The sequence below is a fragment of the Microbacterium horticulturae genome (assembly GCF_029094505.1).
Lineage (GTDB): Bacteria > Actinomycetota > Actinomycetes > Actinomycetales > Microbacteriaceae > Microbacterium > Microbacterium horticulturae.
In genome coordinates, this window is record NZ_CP119108.1 from 720014 (window position 1) to 737684 (window position 17671).

At 69.6% G+C, this 17671-nt stretch carries 14 protein-coding genes; 6 read left to right on the forward strand and 8 right to left on the reverse strand.

Going from position 1 to position 17671, the window contains the following annotated elements:
* On the reverse strand, positions 1-1464 hold the full coding sequence (locus PU630_RS03270; RefSeq protein ID WP_275278927.1) for a phytoene desaturase family protein: 1464 nt from the start codon (positions 1462-1464) through the stop codon (positions 1-3).
* A 119-nt stretch (positions 1465-1583) separates the two neighbouring features.
* Between PU630_RS03270 and PU630_RS03275 the strand changes: the two genes are divergently transcribed.
* Complete coding sequence (locus tag PU630_RS03275) at positions 1584-2183, forward strand: hypothetical protein (RefSeq protein WP_275278928.1); 600 nt, start codon at positions 1584-1586, stop codon at positions 2181-2183.
* A gap of 44 nt (positions 2184-2227) precedes the next feature.
* Here the strand turns inward: PU630_RS03275 and PU630_RS03280 are convergent, their stop codons facing one another.
* Positions 2228-4291, reverse strand: coding sequence for an NAD(+) synthase (locus PU630_RS03280; protein WP_275278929.1), 2064 nt, complete (start codon positions 4289-4291; stop codon positions 2228-2230).
* Between the two features lie 48 nt (positions 4292-4339).
* Complete coding sequence (locus PU630_RS03285; RefSeq protein WP_275278930.1) at positions 4340-4849, reverse strand: hypothetical protein; 510 nt, start codon at positions 4847-4849, stop codon at positions 4340-4342.
* Between the two features lie 577 nt (positions 4850-5426).
* On the opposite strand from PU630_RS03285, the gene PU630_RS03290 reads away from it, so the two are divergent.
* Both PU630_RS03290 and PU630_RS03295 read left to right on the forward strand, forming a co-directional pair.
* Positions 5427-8963 carry a TM0106 family RecB-like putative nuclease gene (locus PU630_RS03290; RefSeq protein ID WP_275278931.1) on the forward strand — a complete coding sequence of 1179 codons (3537 nt, stop codon included), beginning with the start codon at positions 5427-5429 and terminating at the stop codon, positions 8961-8963.
* Positions 8964-9021: 58 nt separating this feature from the next.
* Complete coding sequence (locus tag PU630_RS03295) at positions 9022-9324, forward strand: DUF3467 domain-containing protein (RefSeq protein ID WP_275278932.1); 303 nt, start codon at positions 9022-9024, stop codon at positions 9322-9324.
* A gap of 51 nt (positions 9325-9375) precedes the next feature.
* Here PU630_RS03295 and upp read toward each other — a convergent pair whose 3' ends face one another.
* Positions 9376-10008: a uracil phosphoribosyltransferase gene (upp, locus tag PU630_RS03300; protein ID WP_275278933.1), complete on the reverse strand. Its 633-nt coding sequence runs from the start codon at positions 10006-10008 to the stop codon at positions 9376-9378.
* 51 nt (positions 10009-10059) lie between these two features.
* Between upp and tadA the strand changes: the two genes are divergently transcribed.
* Positions 10060-10491 carry a tRNA adenosine(34) deaminase TadA gene (gene tadA / locus PU630_RS03305; RefSeq protein ID WP_275280014.1) on the forward strand — a complete coding sequence of 144 codons (432 nt, stop codon included), beginning with the start codon at positions 10060-10062 and terminating at the stop codon, positions 10489-10491.
* Between the two features lie 19 nt (positions 10492-10510).
* On the opposite strand, the gene PU630_RS03310 is transcribed toward tadA, so the two are convergent.
* From PU630_RS03310 to PU630_RS03325, 4 genes are all read right to left on the reverse strand, one after another.
* Positions 10511-11353, reverse strand: a complete 843-nt coding sequence (locus PU630_RS03310) for a response regulator transcription factor (protein ID WP_275278934.1) — start codon at positions 11351-11353, stop codon at positions 10511-10513.
* Positions 11354-11477: 124 nt separating this feature from the next.
* A complete protein-coding gene (locus PU630_RS03315; RefSeq protein ID WP_275278935.1) occupies positions 11478-12401 on the reverse strand; it encodes a TIGR03560 family F420-dependent LLM class oxidoreductase in 924 nt (307 codons plus the stop codon).
* Positions 12401-13366 (reverse strand): cation diffusion facilitator family transporter, encoded by a 966-nt coding sequence (locus tag PU630_RS03320; protein ID WP_275278936.1) that lies wholly within the window; start codon positions 13364-13366, stop codon positions 12401-12403. Before PU630_RS03320 ends, PU630_RS03315 begins: the two co-directional genes overlap by 1 nt.
* 138 nt (positions 13367-13504) lie before the next feature.
* Complete coding sequence (locus PU630_RS03325) at positions 13505-14617, reverse strand: alpha/beta fold hydrolase (protein WP_275278937.1); 1113 nt, start codon at positions 14615-14617, stop codon at positions 13505-13507.
* 72 nt (positions 14618-14689) lie between these two features.
* Between PU630_RS03325 and proC the strand changes: the two genes are divergently transcribed.
* The gene (proC, locus tag PU630_RS03330) at positions 14690-15523 is read left to right on the forward strand and encodes a pyrroline-5-carboxylate reductase (protein ID WP_275278938.1); all 834 of its coding nucleotides are present in this window, start codon (positions 14690-14692) and stop codon (positions 15521-15523) included.
* Positions 15524-15579: 56 nt separating this feature from the next.
* Positions 15580-17670, forward strand: a complete 2091-nt coding sequence (locus PU630_RS03335) for an APC family permease (RefSeq protein WP_275278939.1) — start codon at positions 15580-15582, stop codon at positions 17668-17670.
* Position 17671: the final 1 nt, after the last annotated feature.

A 17671-nucleotide genomic window follows, 5' to 3' on the forward strand; every position in this document is an offset into this window, starting at 1 on the left:
TCACGCTCCGAACAGTTCCTCGAGGCCCGCCGGCGCACCGGCATCCCGCAGGGCCGTGCGCGCGGCGTGCCAGCCGGGCATCCCGTGCACGCCGGGACCGGGCGGGGTCGAAGCAGACGCGAGATACACACCGCGCATCGGCGTGCGCCACGGCACCGTCGACACGATCGGGCGGCGCACCGCCTGAGCCATCGAGAACGTGCCGCCCAGGATGTCGCCACCGATCTCGGCGGGGTTGTACGCCTGCCGCTGTGCCGCGGTCATCGCGTGCGTCGCGAGCACCCGGTCGCGGAATCCCGGGGCGAATCGCTCGACCTGCCGGGTGACCGTCTCGGTCGGATCGAGCATCGACCCCGCCGGCACGTGGATGTATGCCCAGAGCACCTGATGCCCGCGCGGCGCACGGGTGGCGTCGAGCACGCTGGGCTGCACGGCGAGCACATACGGCCGCTCGGCGATGCGGCCGGCCGCGATAGCGTTCTCGCCCGACTCGATCTCGGCGCGTGTGCCGCCCACATGCACGGTGGGCGAGAGTGCGACATCGGGGTTCGCCCACGGCACCGGCCCGTCGAGCGCGAAATCGACCTTCGCCACCGCGGGGCCGTACCGGTAGCGGCGCACGGCGCGGGCATAGCGGGCGGGCACGTCGGGCAGGGTCAGCGCGAGGCGCGGTGCGGCGTCCAGCAGCAGCAGATCGCCCGCGGCCGGGTCGCCCCAGTCGAGCAGTGAGAGGTCGCCGACGCGGTGGTCGAGATCGATCTCGCCGCCGTGTGCCCGCAGATCGGCGATCAGGGCGTCGGCGATGGCCTGCGCGCCGCCGCGCGGGTACGCCCAGCCGGTGGAGTGCGCGTGGGCGAGGAGATAGAGGGCTGACGCGGTGGCCGCCAGCGACGGCAGCCGCGTGTTGGCATGGGCGACCACCCCGGTCAGCAGAGCCGCGCCCTCGTCGGTGCGGAAGGTATGCAGCATCCGTCGCCCCGCAGCCGTGCCCACCTCGAGCATGCGCAGCGCGAAACGGGTGGTGGTGATCGGATGCCGCGGCACGCGCAGCAGCTGGTTCCCGGTGAAGTCCACGACGTGGTCGAGATGGCGGTTCAGCGGTCGCACGAGGCTGCGCCAGGCGCGCCCGTCGGCGCCCAGCTCCGCGACCGTGCGATCGAGGTCGCGCCAGGCCAGCGCGGCGCGCCCGTCGTCGAGCGGATGCGCGAACGAGACGTCCGGCACGATCCAATCGATGCGATCGAGCCCGAACGCGCGGAAGAACGGCGAGCTCAGCGCCGCCGGATGCACGGCCGAGCACACGTCGTGGCGGTAGCCGGGCAGCGTGAGGGGCGAGGTGCGCACGCCGCCGCCGGGGGTGGATGCGGCTTCGACCACCCGCACCGCGTAGCCTGCGCGGGCGAGGGAGACAGCGGCGGCCAGGCCGTTCGGCCCGCTGCCGACGATCGTCGCGCGTCGTGCCATGCGTCAAGTCTGGCACTCCGCACCGACGCCGGCAGGGGGGTTGCGGCCGGTCGGGACACATGTCGGAGGAGAACGGGGGATGATGGAGACACAGGCTCACGAGGGGGAGGGTGGTTGAGATGGAATCGACGAAGCTGGACGCTCCGGAGGGCATCGAAGCGCGCGTGGGATGGGCGCCGGGCACCGAGGCGCCCGCCCGTATCCGGCAGCTGACCAAGGAGCTCCTCGCCGAGAAGCTTCAGATCGATGCCGCCTTCATCGACGTCTCGAAAGAAGAGCCCGCACAGTTCGGGCACCACCCGCAGCCGATCGCATCGATCGACGGCCGCGCGGTGCCGCTCATGATCCGCACCGCCAGCTTCCGCACCGCGACGGTGGTCGCCGTGCGCGACCCGGGACTGCTGATGGGGCTCGACATCCGCGACCGGCGGCCCGACGAGGCCGCTGTGCACGAGATCCGCAGTCACTCGCATCTGTGGGACGAGCACAGCCTGTGGGACAACGCCACGCCCGAGAAACTCGTTCTGCACTGGTCACGCGTGCAGGCCGTGCGGCAGGCCGATCCCCGCGGGATCAGCGTGCGCCCCGAGCAGGTCAAGCTCGATCCGCCGTTCTCGCGCGCGTTCACGCCCGACCGTCGCGGCGACTACAAGCTCGTCGATCTGTCGCGCAATGGCTTCGTCATCACGCTCGCGTACGGGGCGCCCACGACGGAGTGACGTCGGTCGCCCCCCGAGCGCGCAGCGCGCGGGGCGAAACGTGGCTACTCGACGAGGTCGGGCAGCGCCGCGTTCAGCTCGGCCAGCCAGGCGCGCGCGTTGCCGTCCGACGGTGCACGCCAGTCGCCCCGCGGTGACAGCGAGCCCGCCGGTGACACCTTGGGGCCGTTCGGAATCGCCGTGCGCTTGAACTGTGCGAACCCGAAGAAGCGCTGCAGGAACACCTGCAGCCACTTCACGATCGTGGGCAGGTCGTACGCGTAGCGGTCGTCGACGGGAAAGCCGGGGGGCCAGGCTCCGGCATCCTTGTCTTCCCACGCATGCTGCGCGAGGAACGCGATCTTCGAGGGGCGCGCGCCGTAGCGCATCGTGTGGAAGAGGGCGAAGTCGTGCAGCGCGTAGGGGCCGATGCGGTCTTCGGTCGACTGCATCTTGCCGTCCTGCCCGGCCGGCACCAGCTCGGGGCTGATCTCGGTGTCGAGCACCGACTGCAGCACGTCGGCGGCCGCGGCATCCACCCACCCCTCATCGGCACCCGTGGCGATGACCCAGCGGATGAGGTGCTGGATGAGCGTCTTGGGCACGCCGGAGTTGACGGCATAATGGCTCATCTGGTCGCCGACCCCGTACGTCGACCAGCCCAGGGCGATCTCGGAGAGGTCGCCGGTGCCGACCACGAATCCGCCGCGCTGGTTCGCCAGGCGGAACAGATAGTCGGTGCGCAGCCCGGCCTGCACGTTCTCGAACGTGACGTCGTGCACGGGCTCGCCGCTGGCGAAGGGGTGGCCCATCTTCGTGAGCAGTTCCATCGCGGCGGGGCGGATGTCGATGGTCTCGACCGATGCGCCGATGGCCTCGGCCAGCGCTATGGCGTTGTTCTTGGTGTGCTCGCTGGTGGCGAAGCCCGGCATCGTGAAGGTGAGGATGTCGCTGCGTGGCCGGCCCATGCGGTCCATGGCACGGGCTATCACGAGCAGCGCGTGGGTGGAGTCGAGCCCGCCCGATACGCCCAGCAGCGGCTTCGGATCGCCGATCGCGCGCATGCGCTGGATGAGCCCCTCGACCTGGATGTTGAAGGCTTCGTAGCAGTCCAGGGCGAGCCGCTGTTCATCGTCGGGCACGAACGGGAAGCGGTCGACGTGCCGGCGCAGCCCGATGTCGTCGGCCGGAGGCTCGAGGGAGACCTCGATCGTGAGGAAGTCGCCGACGCCGGCCGATATGCGGTTGTCGTCGAACGTGCCCTGCCGGATGCGGTCTTGGCGCAGCCGGTCGAGGTCGACGTCGGCGACCGAGCGGCGCGGGCCGTCGGGGAAGCGCTCGGTCTCGGTGAGCAGGTCTCCGCCCTCGAAGATCATGGTCTGGCCGTCCCATGACACGTCGTTCGTCGACTCGCCCATGCCGGCAGCGGCATACGCGTAGGCGGCGACGCAGCGCAGCGACTGCGAGCGGCACAGTGTCTTGCGGTCTTCGGCGCGCGCGATAGTGATCGGGCTGCCCGAAAGGTTCACCAGTACGGTGGCGCCGGCCAGTGCCGCCTGCGACGACGGCGGGACGGGGACCCAGACGTCCTCACACACTTCGGCGTGCAGCACGAGGCCGGGCACGTCGCGCACGTCGAAGAGCAGGTCGGTGCCGAACGCGACGTCGCGCTCGCCGATGCGGATCGGCTCGCCCGACCACGGCTCGCCCGCCGCGAACCAGCGCCGCTCGTAGAACTCGCGGTACGTGGGCAGGTGCCCCTTGGGTGCGACCCCGATGATCTGCCCGCGATGGATGACCACCGCGCAGTTGTAGAGGCGGTTGCGATGGCGCAGGGGTGCACCCACCACGAGGATCGGGAACAGATCAGTGGATGCCGCGGCCAGGTGCTCGAGCGCGGCCTCGACGCCGTCGAGCACGGCGTCTTGCATGAACAGGTCGTCGATGGAGTAGCCGGTGAGACACAACTCGGGGAACACCGCGACCGCGGTCTTGTCGGCGTCGCACTCCCGTGCCGCGTCGAGCACGGCCTCGGCATTGGTCGCCGGATCGGCCAGGGCGATCGGGATCGTGCAGGCGGCGACGCGCGCGAATCCGTGCCGGTAGGCGCTGGCGAAGGGCAGGCTCATGCCCCCAGTCTGGCACCTGGCGGATGATGTCGGTGTGGACAGGCGGGGTCAGGACCTGGACCGATTCATCCGTCGCACAAGCAGATGAGCCACGAGGCCAAGGCATGGTCCGACGACGAAAACTGTCAAGCTGCCGGCCACCGCAGCCCTGGTGATGCCCTGAAGCACCGCCCCTGCCACCGTGGTCGCGTCGGCCGCATGATCCGCAGCCGTCCAGCCGGTACACACTGCCACTGCCACAGCTGTGGCCATCGTCACCAAGAAGGCAGCGGGCTGCGGCCGGCCAGACGAGCCGTGCGAGCTCAAGGCAACGCCGCCCAAGACGCCCGCGGCGATGATGCCCACGACCAACACCGTTGCACTGACGACTGACGTGCCGACGATGAATCCGCCGCTCACCCCACCGTTCGAACAGATGAAATCATCGGGGAGGGGGTCGAGGACTCGGTCCCCGCACCGTGACAACAAGATCATGCCGCCCGCGACGGCAATGATCAGGACCGTCCCGACGAACGATACCGCTAGCGAAAACCACGCAGCAGTCAGGTGCTTCCGCATCGTTCAGTCGTCACGCGCCACCGGTGCAGGAATAGACATAGGGATCTTGATCTTGGTCGGTGCCGAAGCCTGTTGAAACCCAGCACAGGTTCGGTGCTCTCCAGCCTCGATCGTGATTGAGTACAGGCCGTGAATCCCCGCCAGGACCCGGCCAAGGCTTGATTTCGTTCACGCCCATGCAGTCTGTCAGCGCAATCGAAGGGTGGTCTTCGCAAGTCTGGCGCTCCACCACCTGTACGTTCGCTCCAACGACGCGGGTGTCTTCTTGTCCGCGGTCTGGGAACATCGCAATGGCGATCTCGTTGGACGGATTGCTGTGGTGGTTGTCGTTGAAACGGTAATTATAGCGGTAACCAGACTGATCAACCCGAGTGCATTCGTCAACCTCATCGTGTGCGCAACCTCACTCTTGAGTTCGATCAGTCAGAACCGCTTCGATTCATTACTAACTCATAAGAATGCTCCCGGTCAAGGGCCCGCCGAATCTGGGAGACATCGCTGCCGATACCTCCGACTAGAACTGCCGCATCTCGCGCTGTCGGAGGCCCCGGATAGTGTCGTGAGCGGAAAGGGACCCATGCGATACATCGAGGCTGAGGGCCGCGTCGTCTGGAGCGCGAGCGATCTCAAGGCGGCCGCCGAGTGCGAGTTCGCGTGGCTGCGCGCCATCGACGCGAAGGTCGGCCGGGTCGCGCCGGTCGAAGAACCCGAAGACGCCACTCTCGCCCGTGCCGGGCGCCTCGGCACCGCGCACGAGTTGCGCGTGCTCGATCGATACCGTGCGGAGTTCGGCGACGGCGTGGTCGAGATTCCCGAGACCCGGTCGACCGATGACGACGCATTGGCCGACGCCGCGGCCGCGACCCTCGTGGCGCTCGCCGACCCCGCGGCCCGGGTCGTCTACCAGGCCGCGTTCTCGACCACCGAATTCGTCGGATTCGCCGACTTCCTCGTGCGCGGCGACGACGGTCAGTGGATCGTGCAGGACTCCAAGCTCGCCCGCCATGCGCGGGTCACCGCGCTCATGCAGCTGGCGGCATACGTCGATCAGCTCGATCTTCTCGACGTGCCACGCGCGGGCGACGTCGACCTGCTGCTGGGCGACGGCACGACCAGCACGCACCGTGTGGACGATCTCATGCCGGTGTTCCGGCTGCGGTGCGAGCGCCTGCGCGCGCTCATCGCCGACCGGTGGCTCGATCGCGGCGTCGACGAGCCGCCCATCGCCTGGGGCGATGAGCGGGGCGAGCTCGGCGTCGTCGCGTGCGGGCGCTGCGCGACCTGCGAGCAGCAGGTCTTGGCGCACCGCGACCTGCTGCTGGTCGCGGGCATGCGCCCGGTGCAGCGGGCACGCCTGCGCGCCGACGGCGTGACGACGATCGACGCGCTGGCTGCGGCATCCACCCCTCCCGCACGGATGAGCGCGGAGACCTTCGACAGCCTGCGGACTCAGGCCCGCCTGCAGCTCGAGAGCCCCGCCGGCACGCCGGCCATCGAGGTCGCGCCGGATGGCGAGACGGCGACTCCGCCCATCCCCACCTACGAGGTCGTCTTCCCCAAAGCGCTCGGCGCGCTGCCGCGCCCCGACCAGGGCGACCTCTTCTTCGACTTCGAGGGCGATCCGCTCTACACCGAGGGCGCCGGCGCCGACTGGGGCATCGACTACCTGTTCGGCTTCGTTGACCTGCACGAGCAGTACACGGCGCTGTGGGCGCATGACTTCGCAGCCGAGAAGGAGACGTTCGAGCGCTTCCTCGATATCGTCGCGGACGTGCGACGACGGCATCCCGACATGCACATCTACCACTACGCGCCGTATGAGCCCACGCACCTGCTGGCGATGGCTGCGCGGTACGGCGTGCGCGAGACCGAGGTCGACGCGCTGTTGCGCGACGGCGTGTTCGTCGACCTGTACCCGATCGTGCGGCGGGCGCTGCGGATCGGATCGCGGTCATACTCCATCAAGAAGCTCGAGCCGCTGTATATGGGCGACGAAGTGCGCACGAGCGACGTACAGCGCGGCGACGACTCCATCGTGAAGTACGTGCAGGCCCGCGCGCTGTGTGATGCGGCGGAGGATGCCGCGGCCCAGGCTGTCTTCGACGACCTGGCCGACTACAACCGCTACGACTGCGTGTCCACGCGCCGGCTGCGCGACTGGCTCGTCGACCGCGCCCGCGAGGCGGGGCTCGTGCCCTCGCGCGACATCGAGTCGGCCGAGGTGGCGTACGAGGCCCGGCCGCAGGCCGAGGCCCTGCGGCGGCTCGCCGACGGCGCCGCCGGCGACGCCGCGCTCCCGCTCACCGAGGCGCTGAGCGAGGCCGACGCCGAGGCGCTGCGCCTGGGGGCGGCCGCGATCGACTACTACCCGCGCGAGGCGAAGGCGTTCTGGGCCGCGCACTTCCTGCGGCTGCGCGAGCCGCTGTCGGTGTGGGAAGACACGCGCGACGTCGTCGTGGTCGACGCCGGGCGCAGCGGGCTCGCCGAGCAGTGGCATCCCGGTCCCCGTTCGGTGCGCCGCCTCGTGCGGCTGCGCGGCGAGCTCGCGCCCGGCACCCGGCTGAGCGAGGGGTCGCGTCCATTCGCGCTGTACGAGACGCCCGCGCCGTTCGCCGCGCGCACCATGCCACGCTGGGTGCACGTCGCGCGCGAGGTCGAAGTCGTCGAGGTGCTCGACGACGGCGCGATCGTCGCCGAGAGCGCCGTCGACGGCCAGACGTGGAGCGAGCTGCCGGTCGCCCTGACCCCGGCGGCTCCGCCGCGCGCCGGCAACCAGCAGACCGCGATCGAGGAGTGGGCCGACGCCGTGATCGCCGCGGCCCCGATGCTGCCCGGCGACCCGGCCACCGACATCCTGCGCCGGATCCCGCCGCGGCTGCGCGGCGGTGCGACCGTCAACGGCCGCGCCGCCGATCCGGTAGCGGCCATCGCCGCCGCAGTGCGCGAGCTCGACGACAGCTACCTGGCGGTGCAGGGCCCTCCCGGCACCGGCAAGACGTACGTCGGCTCGCACGTCATCGCCCGGCTCGTGCGTGACCACGGCTTCGCCGTCGGCGTGGTCGCGCAGTCGCATGCGGTCGTCGAGCACATGCTGGATCGGGTGGTGGATGCCGGGGTCCCGGCCGCGCGCGTGGCCAAGGCCCGCCGCAGCGGTGACGACGGCGAGGTGTCGTTCACCGAGATCCCGAAGAACGGCGTGGCGGCGTTCGTGAAGGAGCACGAGGGCGAGGGCTACGTCATCGGCGGCACGGCCTGGGACTTCAGTCATCCCGGCCGCGTGCCGCGGCGTTCGCTCGACCTGCTTGTGATCGACGAGGCCGGGCAGTTCTCGCTCGCCTCCACGATCGCGGTGGCTGCGGCATCCCGTCGCCTGCTGCTGCTCGGCGACCCACAACAGCTGCCGCAGGTGAGCCAGGGTACGCATCCCGAGCCCGTCGACGCGTCGGCGCTGGGCTGGGTGATGGATGGCGCGGCGGTCCTGCCCGCGGAGTACGGGTTCTTCCTCGATCAGACGTGGCGCATGCACCCCGCGGTCGCAGAGCCCGTCTCCCGGCTGTCGTACGACGGCGAGCTGGCCTCGCGCCCGTGCGCGGCGCTGCGCGCGATCGATGGGGTCGAGTCCGGGCTGCACCCGGTGGCGGTGCGCCACCACGGCAACGCGACGCAGTCACCCGAAGAGGCCGCCGAGGTCGTCCGGCTCGTGCACGACCTGCTCGGGCGTGCCTTCACCGACGTGGTCGACGACGAGCCGGTCGCGCCGCGCGCGCTGACGGCCGCCGACATCATCGTCGTCACTCCCTACAACGCCCAGCAGGTGCTGGTCGAGCAGGCACTCGCCGACGCCGGGCTCGGCGAGGTGCGGGTCGGCACCGTCGATCGCTTCCAGGGGCAGGAGGCCGCCGTGTCGATCGTGTCGCTGGCGGCATCGAGCGGTCGCGATGCGCCGCGCGGGCTGGAGTTCCTGCTGCTGCAGAACCGGCTCAACGTCGCGATCTCGCGCGCGAAGGTGGCCGCGTACCTGATGTACGCACCCGGGCTGCTCGACGACCTGCCGTGGACGCCGGACGGCGTCGCGCGGCTCAGCGCGTTCGCGCGCCTCGTGGGTGTGCGGTGAGGGGCCGCGCCGCGTCATCCACACTCGCGGCGACGTGCCCGCCCGTAGACTCGGGCGCATGAGCGAAGACCTGCCCCAGCAGTTCGAGATCGACTTGCCGCCCGAGGTCGTACCGGGCAACTACGCCGACTTCGCCAATGTGTGGCACACGCCGACGGTCTTCGTCATGGATTTCGTCACCCTGGCCCAGCCGCCGCGCGAAGAGACCAACGAAGACACCGGTGAGCGGGTCGCCGTCGTGCCAGCGCGCGTGGTCAGCCGCATCCGGATCCCTCCGGAGCAGGTGTTCGAGCTTGCCAAGGCACTCACGCAGCAGCTCGAGTACTGGGAGCAGGAGACGGGTAAGCGCTCGCCGGAGTGACACGGTGCGCGACGTGCCGCGGATTCAGGTCGCCGACCCGGCTCGCGCGCCTCAGACGGTGCCGTACAGCCGATCGCCGGCGTCGCCCAGGCCCGGCACAATGTAGCCGCGCTCGTTGAGTCGCTCGTCGCGGGCGCCCAGCACGAGCGTCACGTCACGGTCGCCGACCTGCTCGTCGATCTTCGCGATGCCCTCGGGCGTGCCCAGCAGGCAGATCGCGGTGATGTCTTGCGCACCGCGCTCGAACAAGAACTCCATCGCCGCCCCCAACGAACCACCGGTGGCCAGCATGGGGTCGAGCACGAAGCACTGCCGGTCACTCAGATCGGTGGGCAGCCGCTCGGCGTAGGTCGTGGGCTGCAGCGTCTCCTCATCGCGCACCATGCCGAGAAAGCCGACCTCGGCGGTCGGCAGCAGCTTCACCATGCCCTCGAGCATGCCGAGCCCGGCACGCAGGATCGGCACGACGATCGGCCGGGGCTCGTCGATGCGGACACCCATCGTCGTCGTGACCGGGGTCTGGATCTCCACGGGCGCCACGCGCACGTTGCGTGTGGCCTCGTAGGCCAGCAGGGTCACGAGCTCTTCGGTCAGCTGGCGAAAGACCGGCGACGGGGTGCGCTGATCGCGCAGCACCGTGAGCTTGTGGGTGATCAGAGGGTGGTCTGCGATGTGCACGCGCATTCCTCCAGGGTAGTCGCGCCGTACCCTGGTCATGTGACGTTCGCTCCCGCCATGGATCGTGCCCTCGCGCTCGCCGCAGCAGCAGCGGCGGCCGGTGACGTGCCGGTCGGGGCAGTGGTGGTGGATGCCGCGGGCCGCATCATCGGCGAGGGACGCAATGAGCGCGAGGAGACGCACGACCCGACCGCGCACGCCGAGGTCGTGGCGTTGCGGCAGGCTGCGGCATCCATCCGTTCGTGGAACCTCGAAGGCCACACGCTCGTGGTCACGCTCGAGCCGTGCCTGATGTGTGCCGGGGCGATCCTGCAGGCGCGCATCGGGCGCGTCGTGTTCGGCGCGTGGGACGACAAGGCGGGCGCCGCGGGCTCGCTCTACGACGTGCTGCGCGACCGCCGGTTGCCGTACCGTGCCGAGGTCATCGGGGGAGTGCGCGAGGGCGAGGCGTCGGCCCTCCTGCGCGCGTTCTTCGACGCCCGCCGCTGAACGTGGGTGGAGTGCGTCGTCAGGCCGGTTCCGGGAGGAGGATCCCCGTCCGGTAGGCGTGCGCGATGATGCCGACACGCGACGTGAGCTCGAGCTTGGCGAGCACCTTCGAGATGTGCGTCTTCACCGTGGACTCCTCGATGTGCGCGGCGGTGGCGATTTCGCTGTTGGTCATGCCGGACGCGACCCATAGGTAGACCTCGCGCTCGCGGAAAGATAGTGCACTCAGAGCCGTTCCCGCGGCGTCGGCTGGCTGCGATTCCGCTCTCCGGAGCGAACGCAGCCACGCCGGTAGGAACCAGATCGCCGACGTTAGGACGAGCTGGGTTCCGGTCCACACGGCGAAGCCCACGACGATCTCGCCCGAGCCCCACGGCTTGCCGTTGATCAGACCCCATTGGCCCGACAGCGATAGTGGTGGGAGTGTCAGGAGCGCGGCGACCATCGGTATCAGCACGAGTCCGACACAGACGGCGAGGACGCGCATGCGCCCCTTCGCGTGGACCGACACCGCTGCCACAACGGCGAGGAGAATGCCGTACGCCACCCATCCGGTCAGACTGAATCGGCTCGCCCAGCCGGCCACCTGTGCCAGCACTGCGAGTGCCGCGAGCGCGACCGAGAGGAACGGGCTCAGCCGGGCGAGGGCGAGTGACGCGGCGAACGCGGCTGCAACGAGGATCGCGTACACGTTCGTGACCGACATGTCGGAGCGGCCGGGAATCATACCGAGATCCTGCATGATCGGCCGGGCGGGTCCGGCAAGCCACCAGACGAACAGGACCGCCGCTGCGACCGGCTCGGTGAGAGCCCGTGCGTACGGGGAGGTCAGTGATCTTGCGACGGCTCCGAGGCGTGTCATGTGGCAAATCTAGCGACCGCATGCGTTCCGGATACCGTCGAGCCGCTCAACTCCTACCGGGGCGAGGCAGAATCCCCCCGATGGAGGACCCCTCCGCCGCTCGACGCCCGCCGCTGACCCCGCCTCAGAGCGCCCGCAGCTGCGGCAGCAGCGAGCCCAGCAGCTCGAGGTGCTCGAGGTCGCGCTGGTCGGGCAGTTGGAAGTAGACACGCTGCGCGCCCAATGCCCGCAGCCGTGCGACCTTCTCGACCACCTCGTCGGGCGTGCCGGCGATGACGTCATCGCCGCGCGGCGACGCGGGGTCGTTGCCGATGGCCGCGGCGCGCCGCGAGAGCGCGTCTTCCGATTCGCCCACGAGCGTGGGCAGCGCCACCGACAGCTTGAGCGTCGCCGGGTCGCGATCCTGCGCCTCGCACGCGGCGCGCACGCCGGCGAACTTCTCGGCGATCACGTCCTCGGCCACGAAGCCGATGTTGAACTCGGTCGCGAACCGCGCGGCCAGCGCCGGCGTGCGCTTCACGCCGCCACCACCCACGATCACCGGCACGCGGTCTTGCAGCGGCTTGGGCAGCGCGGGCGAGTCGACGAGCTCGTAGTGCGAGCCCGTGAACGAATACGGCTCGGTGGCCGCCCACAGCCCGGTGATCAGCTCGAGCTGCTCTTCCAGCATCCCGAATCTCTTCGACGGGAACGGGATGCCGTAGGCCTTGTGCTCCGCTTCGAACCATCCGGTTCCCAGCCCCAGTTCGGCGCGGCCGCCGCTCATCGCGTCGACCTGCGCCACCTGGATCGCCAGCACGCCCGGCGCGCGGTAGGTCACCGAAGACACGAGGGTGCCGAGGCGGATGCGCGAAGTCTGCACGGCCAGGCCCGCCAGTGTCGTCCACGCGTCGGTGGGGCCGGGCAACGGCGACCCTGAGCCCATGCGCATGTAGTGGTCGCTGCGGAACCAGCCGTCGAAGCCGAGCTTCTCCGTGGTCTGCGCGTGGATGCGCTGCTCGTCGTAGCTGAACCCCTGCTGCGGTTCGGTGAAGACACAGAACTCCATCAGTCCTCCGATTTCAGGATGAAGGCTTCGGTCGACGGCTGCGGATCGGCCGCCGGGCGGTACACGTCGGGCTCGAGGTAGATGACGCGGGCGATGGGCACCGCCGCGCGCACGCGGGCCTCGACGGCGTTGATGTCGGCAGCCACCGCGGTCAACGGCTTGTCGGAGGCGAACGCGAGCTTGGCGGCCACCAACAGTTCGTCGGGGCCGAGGTAGAGGGTCTTGAGGTGGATGAGGCGATGGACCTCGGGGCCGTCCTCGATGGCGTTCACGATCGCGCGCAGATCCGAGGGCGCGGCGCCCTCGCCGACGAGCAGGCTCTTCGTCTCGACGCCGAGCGTGATCGCCACGAGGATCAGCAGCGTGCCGATCATGAGGGTGCCGATCGCGTCGAACACGGGATTGCCGGTGATCCACGACAGGCCCACACCCAGCAGGGCGAACACGAGGCCGGTCAGGGCCGCAGTGTCTTCGAGCAGCACGACGGGCAGCTCAGGCGCCTTCGCGTGCCGGATGAAGGCGAGCCACGACTCGCCCTTCTCCTTGTGGGGCTTCGACTCGTGGATCGCGGTGCGCAGCGAGAAGCCTTCGAGAACGATCGCGATGACCAGCACCAGCACGGCGATCCAGACGTGGTCGAGCTCATGCGGATGCGTGATCTTCTCGACACCCTCGTAGATCGAGAACAGACCGCCGACCGAGAACAGGATGATCGACACCACGAACGCGTAGACGTACCGCTCGCGTCCGTAGCCGAAGGGATGCTCCTGGTCGGCCTTGCGCTTGGCCTGTCGACCACCCAGCAGCAGGAGCAGCTGATTGCCGCTGTCGGCGACGGAGTGGATGCCTTCGGCCAGCATCGACGCGGATCCTGTGAAGAACCACGCGACGAACTTCGCGAGGGCGATGCCGAGGTTCGCGAGGAATGCGGCGATGATCGCCTTCCCGCCGCCGGAGGAACTCATGCACGAAGTCTACGGAAGCGCCACGACCGTGAGAGAACATCTGACGGACGAGGGAGCGGTTATCTCCCTATCTCTCGGCGAGCAGTTGTTCTCTCACCGATGCGGGGGGAGGAGAGAACGGGATGCCGCGGCCCGGCGTCAGTCCTCGCTCTTGAGGATGATCGACTCGGTCGGCGGCTGCGGTCCGGTGGTGGAGGCGATGTAGCCCATGACCTGCAGCAGGGCGCGGCGCACGACGCCGGGGCGCTCCAGGTGCGGCGCGTGGCCGACGCCCTCGATAGTGAGCTCCGTGGCCCGGCCTCCGGCATCCCGATACGCGTTCAGCACGTCGCGTGTCTGGCTCACCATCGGCTGCGGCGGGGCGATCTCCTCGCCCGGCCAGTCGGGGATCAGCCCGGCCTTGCCGAGCTGGTTCAGATCGAAGAACGACGCGTCCGACACTATTGCGTCGGCGGTGCCGTGCACCCAGAGGATCGGGGGCTTGGTCGGCAGATCGACGATCGCCGACACGTTGAAGTACTTCGGCGACATGGTGTTGAGCACGCCCACCGTGCCGACGCCGAAGCCCGGCCAGTTCTCGCTCGGCACGCTGTCACCGGGGTAGTTGCCCTCGGCGGTCGAGGTGCTCAGCATCGACTCCACCCAGATGTCTTCGTGGCCGGTGACATACCCGGCCGACACGTACGAAGACCGGAACACGCTGCGCGGCGAGGTCGCGGCATCCGCCGTCGTGTCGCCGTCGCGCAGGCGCTGCACGAAATCGGAGTTCGCCCCGCCCCCGCCACAGCCGGCGTCGTCGTCGGTCAGACGCGAGCCGTCGCGGCGGGTGCCGCCGAAGCCGTACGGCGAGACCGGCGCCTGCAGCGTGAGGCTGAGCACCGGGTGCTCGAGCGCGTACTGCATGATGACGCCGCCGCCCATCGACCAGCCCACGAGGTGCACCGCCTCAAGGTCCAGTGCCTGGAGCGTGGCGTGCAGGTCGTCGGAGAAGTCACGCAGCCCGCGTGTCGCATCGACGGGCTTGACCTCGGTGCCGCCGAACCCGCGCAGGTCGACCGCGATGGCCCGGATGTCGCCGGGCAGGTCCTCCATGATCTCCTGCCAGAACAGGGCCGACGAGACGTTTCCGTGCACGAACACGACCGTCTGCTCGGCGGGCGTCTTCGGATCGTCCGCGGTGCGCTCGAGGACGTTCACCGCCAGGCGCGGGGTCTCGATGATGCGTGCGGCGATGCCGTCGAACACGGTCATGGAATCGGCCTCCTCAGCGGTCCTGACTCGACTATAACCGCGCCCTGCGCGCCCGAGCACGAGCGTCGTAGGATGAGCGGCATGCTCCCTCCCATTGCGATCCTCGGCGCCGGCTCCATGGGCGGCGCGATCCTGCTCGGACTCGTCGACTCGGGGCTTGCTCCCGACATCACCGTGACCACGCGCTCGCGTGAAAAAGCCGACGCGCGCGGTGAGTTGGCGGGCGTGACCGGTCTTGCGCTCGAAGACGATTCTGAGGCGAATCGGGATGCCGCGGCCGCGGCCGACATCGTGTTGGTCGCCGTCAAACCGCACATGGTGGCCGATCTGCTCGGCGAGATCGCCACGGCGCTGCGGCCGGGCACGGTCGTCGTGAGCGTCGCGGCCGGCATCACCATCGCGACGTTCGCGCAGATTCTGGGCGAGGACGTGCCGGTTCTGCGTGCGATGCCGAACACCCCCGCTCTGGTCGGCAAGGGTGTGACGGGGCTTGCGGCGGGCCCGGCGGCGAGCGCCGAGCAGACCGCGACCGTCCGGGCGCTGTTCGCCACGGTCGGGCAGGTGATCGAGGTCGATGAGGACCAGATCGACGCGCTGTCGACGATTTCGGGGTCGGGGCCGGCCTACGTGTACCTGCTCATCGAGGAGTTCACGAAGGCGGCGGTCGCGAAGGGCTTCTCGACCGAGAAGGCGCGCACGATGGCCGAGCAGACGTTCGTCGGCGCCACCGCGCTGCTGGAGGCCTCGACCGAAGATCCCGCCGAGCTGCGGCGGCAGGTGACCAGCCCCAAGGGCACCACCGAGCGGGCCGTCGCGGTGCTGCAGGAAGCGCGCCTCGACGAGGTGTTCGCGCGGGCGACCGACGCGGCTCTGGCTCGCGCGCGGGAGATCGCCGAAGGGCGCTGACGGCCCCGCGAGAGCCGCCCCTCGCGCCGCGTTGCGTACCGGGGATTTCGGGCGTAATGTCGCCGCTCGTGACAAGCGAGAATCGCGACGGCACGCCTGAGTCGCCGATCGTGAAGCGCATCCTCATCGGCGACCCTCTGGCGTCTGAGAATGCGGATGAGCATCTGCTCCCCAAGCGCATGGCGCTGCCGATCTTCGCGTCCGACGCGTTGAGCTCGGTGGCGTACGCGCCGCAGGAGATGTTGATGATCCTGCTGACCGGCGGGCTCGCGTTCTTGGCCTTCGCGCCGTGGGTCGCGGCCGCCGTCGTCCTGCTGCTCGTCGTGGTGGTGCTCTCGTACCGGCAGCTGATCCGCGCGTATCCGTCCGGCGGCGGTGACTACGAGGTGGCGCGCAAGAACCTGGGCGAGGTGCCCGGCGTGATCGTGGCATCCGCTCTTCTCGTCGACTACGTGCTGACCGTGGCGGTGTCGACGGCGTCGGGCGTCGACAACATCATCTCCGCGATCCCCGCGCTCAACAAGTGGCGCGTGGAGCTGGCCGTCGTGTGTGTGCTGGGCATCGTCGTGATGAACCTGCGCGGCGTGCGCGAGGCGTCGCGTGCCTTCGCCATCCCCACCTACGTGTTCATCGGCTCGGTCGGGGTCATGGTCGTCACCGGCCTCGTGCGCACTTTCCTGGGCGTGGCGCCGGTCGCCTCCAGCGCGCAGTATGCCCTGCACGCGCAGAGCATCTCGCAGGCGGCGGTGCTGCTGCTCGTGCTGCGGGCGTTCTCCAGCGGCTGCTCGGCCCTGACCGGTGTCGAGGCCGTCTCGAACGGGGTGCAGGCGTTCCGGCGGCCGAAGATCGGCAATGCCCGCACGACCCTGGCCGCGATGGGCGGCATCGCCGCGACGATGTTCGTGGGGCTCGTTGCCCTCGCCCTCATCTCGCGCGTGCAGTACGCCGAGAACCCGTGCGACCTCGCCGGCTTCGACTGTCACGGCACACCGCAGCCGAGTCTCATGGCGCAACTCGCGGCCGCCACGTTCGGCATGAACTCGATCCCGTTCTTCATCGTTCAGGCGGCGACCGCGTGCGTGCTGCTGCTGGCGGCGAACACGGCGTTCAACGGCTTCCCGCTGCTGGGCGCGGTGCTGGCGCGTGACGGATACGCTCCGAAGGCACTGAACACCCGCGGCGACCGGCTTGTCTATTCGAACGGCATGATCGTGCTGGGTGTGGCGGCGACCGTCGTGCTGGTCATCTACCGCGCGAACCTATCGAACCTCATCCAGCTGTACATCATCGGCGTGTTCGTGTCGTTCTCGCTGGGTCAGATCGGCATGATCCGGCACTGGATCCGCGGGCTGCGCCGCATCCGCGAACTGCCCGATGACGCGCGGGCGCAGGAATCCGCCCGACGCCAGTCGCGCAGCTACCGCAAGGGCCTCGCGATCAACAGCGTCGGGGCGACCCTGACGGTGACGGTGCTGGTGATCGTCACGATCACCAAGTTCACGCACGGCGCCTGGCTGGTGTTCCTGGCCATCCCGATCCTGTCCACGCTGATGATGGGCGTCTACCGCTATTACCGCGACGTCGAGCACGAGACCCGCATGGACGACACCGTGCACTTCGGCTCGGCGGGCGACATCGCGCTGGTCCTGGTGAACCGGCTGCAGAAGCCCGTGGCCAAGGCGCTCGACTACGCGTTGGCCGCCCGCCACGAGAAGACGCTGGCCGTGCACGTAGCGGTGACCAAAGAGGAGTCGAAGTCCCTGCAGAAGGCGTGGCAGGAACACGGGATGCCGGTGCCGCTGGTCACCATCGAGTCGCCGTTCCGCAGCTATGCGGGGCCGGTGATCGCCTTCATCAAGCAGTACCGCGAAGAGCACGGGTCCAGCGTGGTCACCGTGTACCTGCCGCAGTACATCGTCGGGCACTGGTGGGAACGCGTGCTGCACAACCGGCGCGCGCGGCGCATGGCGCAGCAGCTCATGCTCGTGCACGGGGTGACGATCACCCTGGTGCCATGGCTGCTGGACTCGTCTGAGCTCATCTACGGGCGCCGGTCGCGGCCGGTGCCGGGCCAGACGCGCGCCGGCTTCCCGACCACGCCGCAGCTGCCCTACGATCACGAGCCGCGGCGGGGCAACCGGCCCTGAC

What these genes read in the sequence shown, in the direction of transcription:
- PU630_RS03280 (WP_275278929.1), bottom strand. Translation starts at nt 4,291, where the DNA reads ATGAGCCTGCCCTTCGCCAGCGCCTACCGGCACGGATTCGCGCGCGTC.
- PU630_RS03270 (WP_275278927.1), bottom strand. Translation starts at nt 1,464, where the DNA reads ATGGCACGACGCGCGACGATCGTCGGCAGCGGGCCGAACGGCCTGGCC.
- PU630_RS03285 (WP_275278930.1), bottom strand. Translation starts at nt 4,849, where the DNA reads ATGCGGAAGCACCTGACTGCTGCGTGGTTTTCGCTAGCGGTATCGTTC.
- PU630_RS03315 (WP_275278935.1), bottom strand. Translation starts at nt 12,401, where the DNA reads ATGGAGTTCTGTGTCTTCACCGAACCGCAGCAGGGGTTCAGCTACGAC.
- PU630_RS03325 (WP_275278937.1), bottom strand. Translation starts at nt 14,617, where the DNA reads ATGACCGTGTTCGACGGCATCGCCGCACGCATCATCGAGACCCCGCGC.
- PU630_RS03320 (WP_275278936.1), bottom strand. Translation starts at nt 13,366, where the DNA reads ATGAGTTCCTCCGGCGGCGGGAAGGCGATCATCGCCGCATTCCTCGCG.
- PU630_RS03295 (WP_275278932.1), top strand. Translation starts at nt 9,022, where the DNA reads ATGAGCGAAGACCTGCCCCAGCAGTTCGAGATCGACTTGCCGCCCGAG.
- PU630_RS03275 (WP_275278928.1), top strand. Translation starts at nt 1,584, where the DNA reads ATGGAATCGACGAAGCTGGACGCTCCGGAGGGCATCGAAGCGCGCGTG.
- PU630_RS03290 (WP_275278931.1), top strand. Translation starts at nt 5,427, where the DNA reads ATGCGATACATCGAGGCTGAGGGCCGCGTCGTCTGGAGCGCGAGCGAT.
- PU630_RS03335 (WP_275278939.1), top strand. Translation starts at nt 15,580, where the DNA reads ATGTCGCCGCTCGTGACAAGCGAGAATCGCGACGGCACGCCTGAGTCG.
- proC (WP_275278938.1), top strand. Translation starts at nt 14,690, where the DNA reads ATGAGCGGCATGCTCCCTCCCATTGCGATCCTCGGCGCCGGCTCCATG.
- PU630_RS03310 (WP_275278934.1), bottom strand. Translation starts at nt 11,353, where the DNA reads ATGACACGCCTCGGAGCCGTCGCAAGATCACTGACCTCCCCGTACGCA.
- upp (WP_275278933.1), bottom strand. Translation starts at nt 10,008, where the DNA reads ATGCGCGTGCACATCGCAGACCACCCTCTGATCACCCACAAGCTCACG.
- tadA (WP_275280014.1), top strand. Translation starts at nt 10,060, where the DNA reads ATGGATCGTGCCCTCGCGCTCGCCGCAGCAGCAGCGGCGGCCGGTGAC.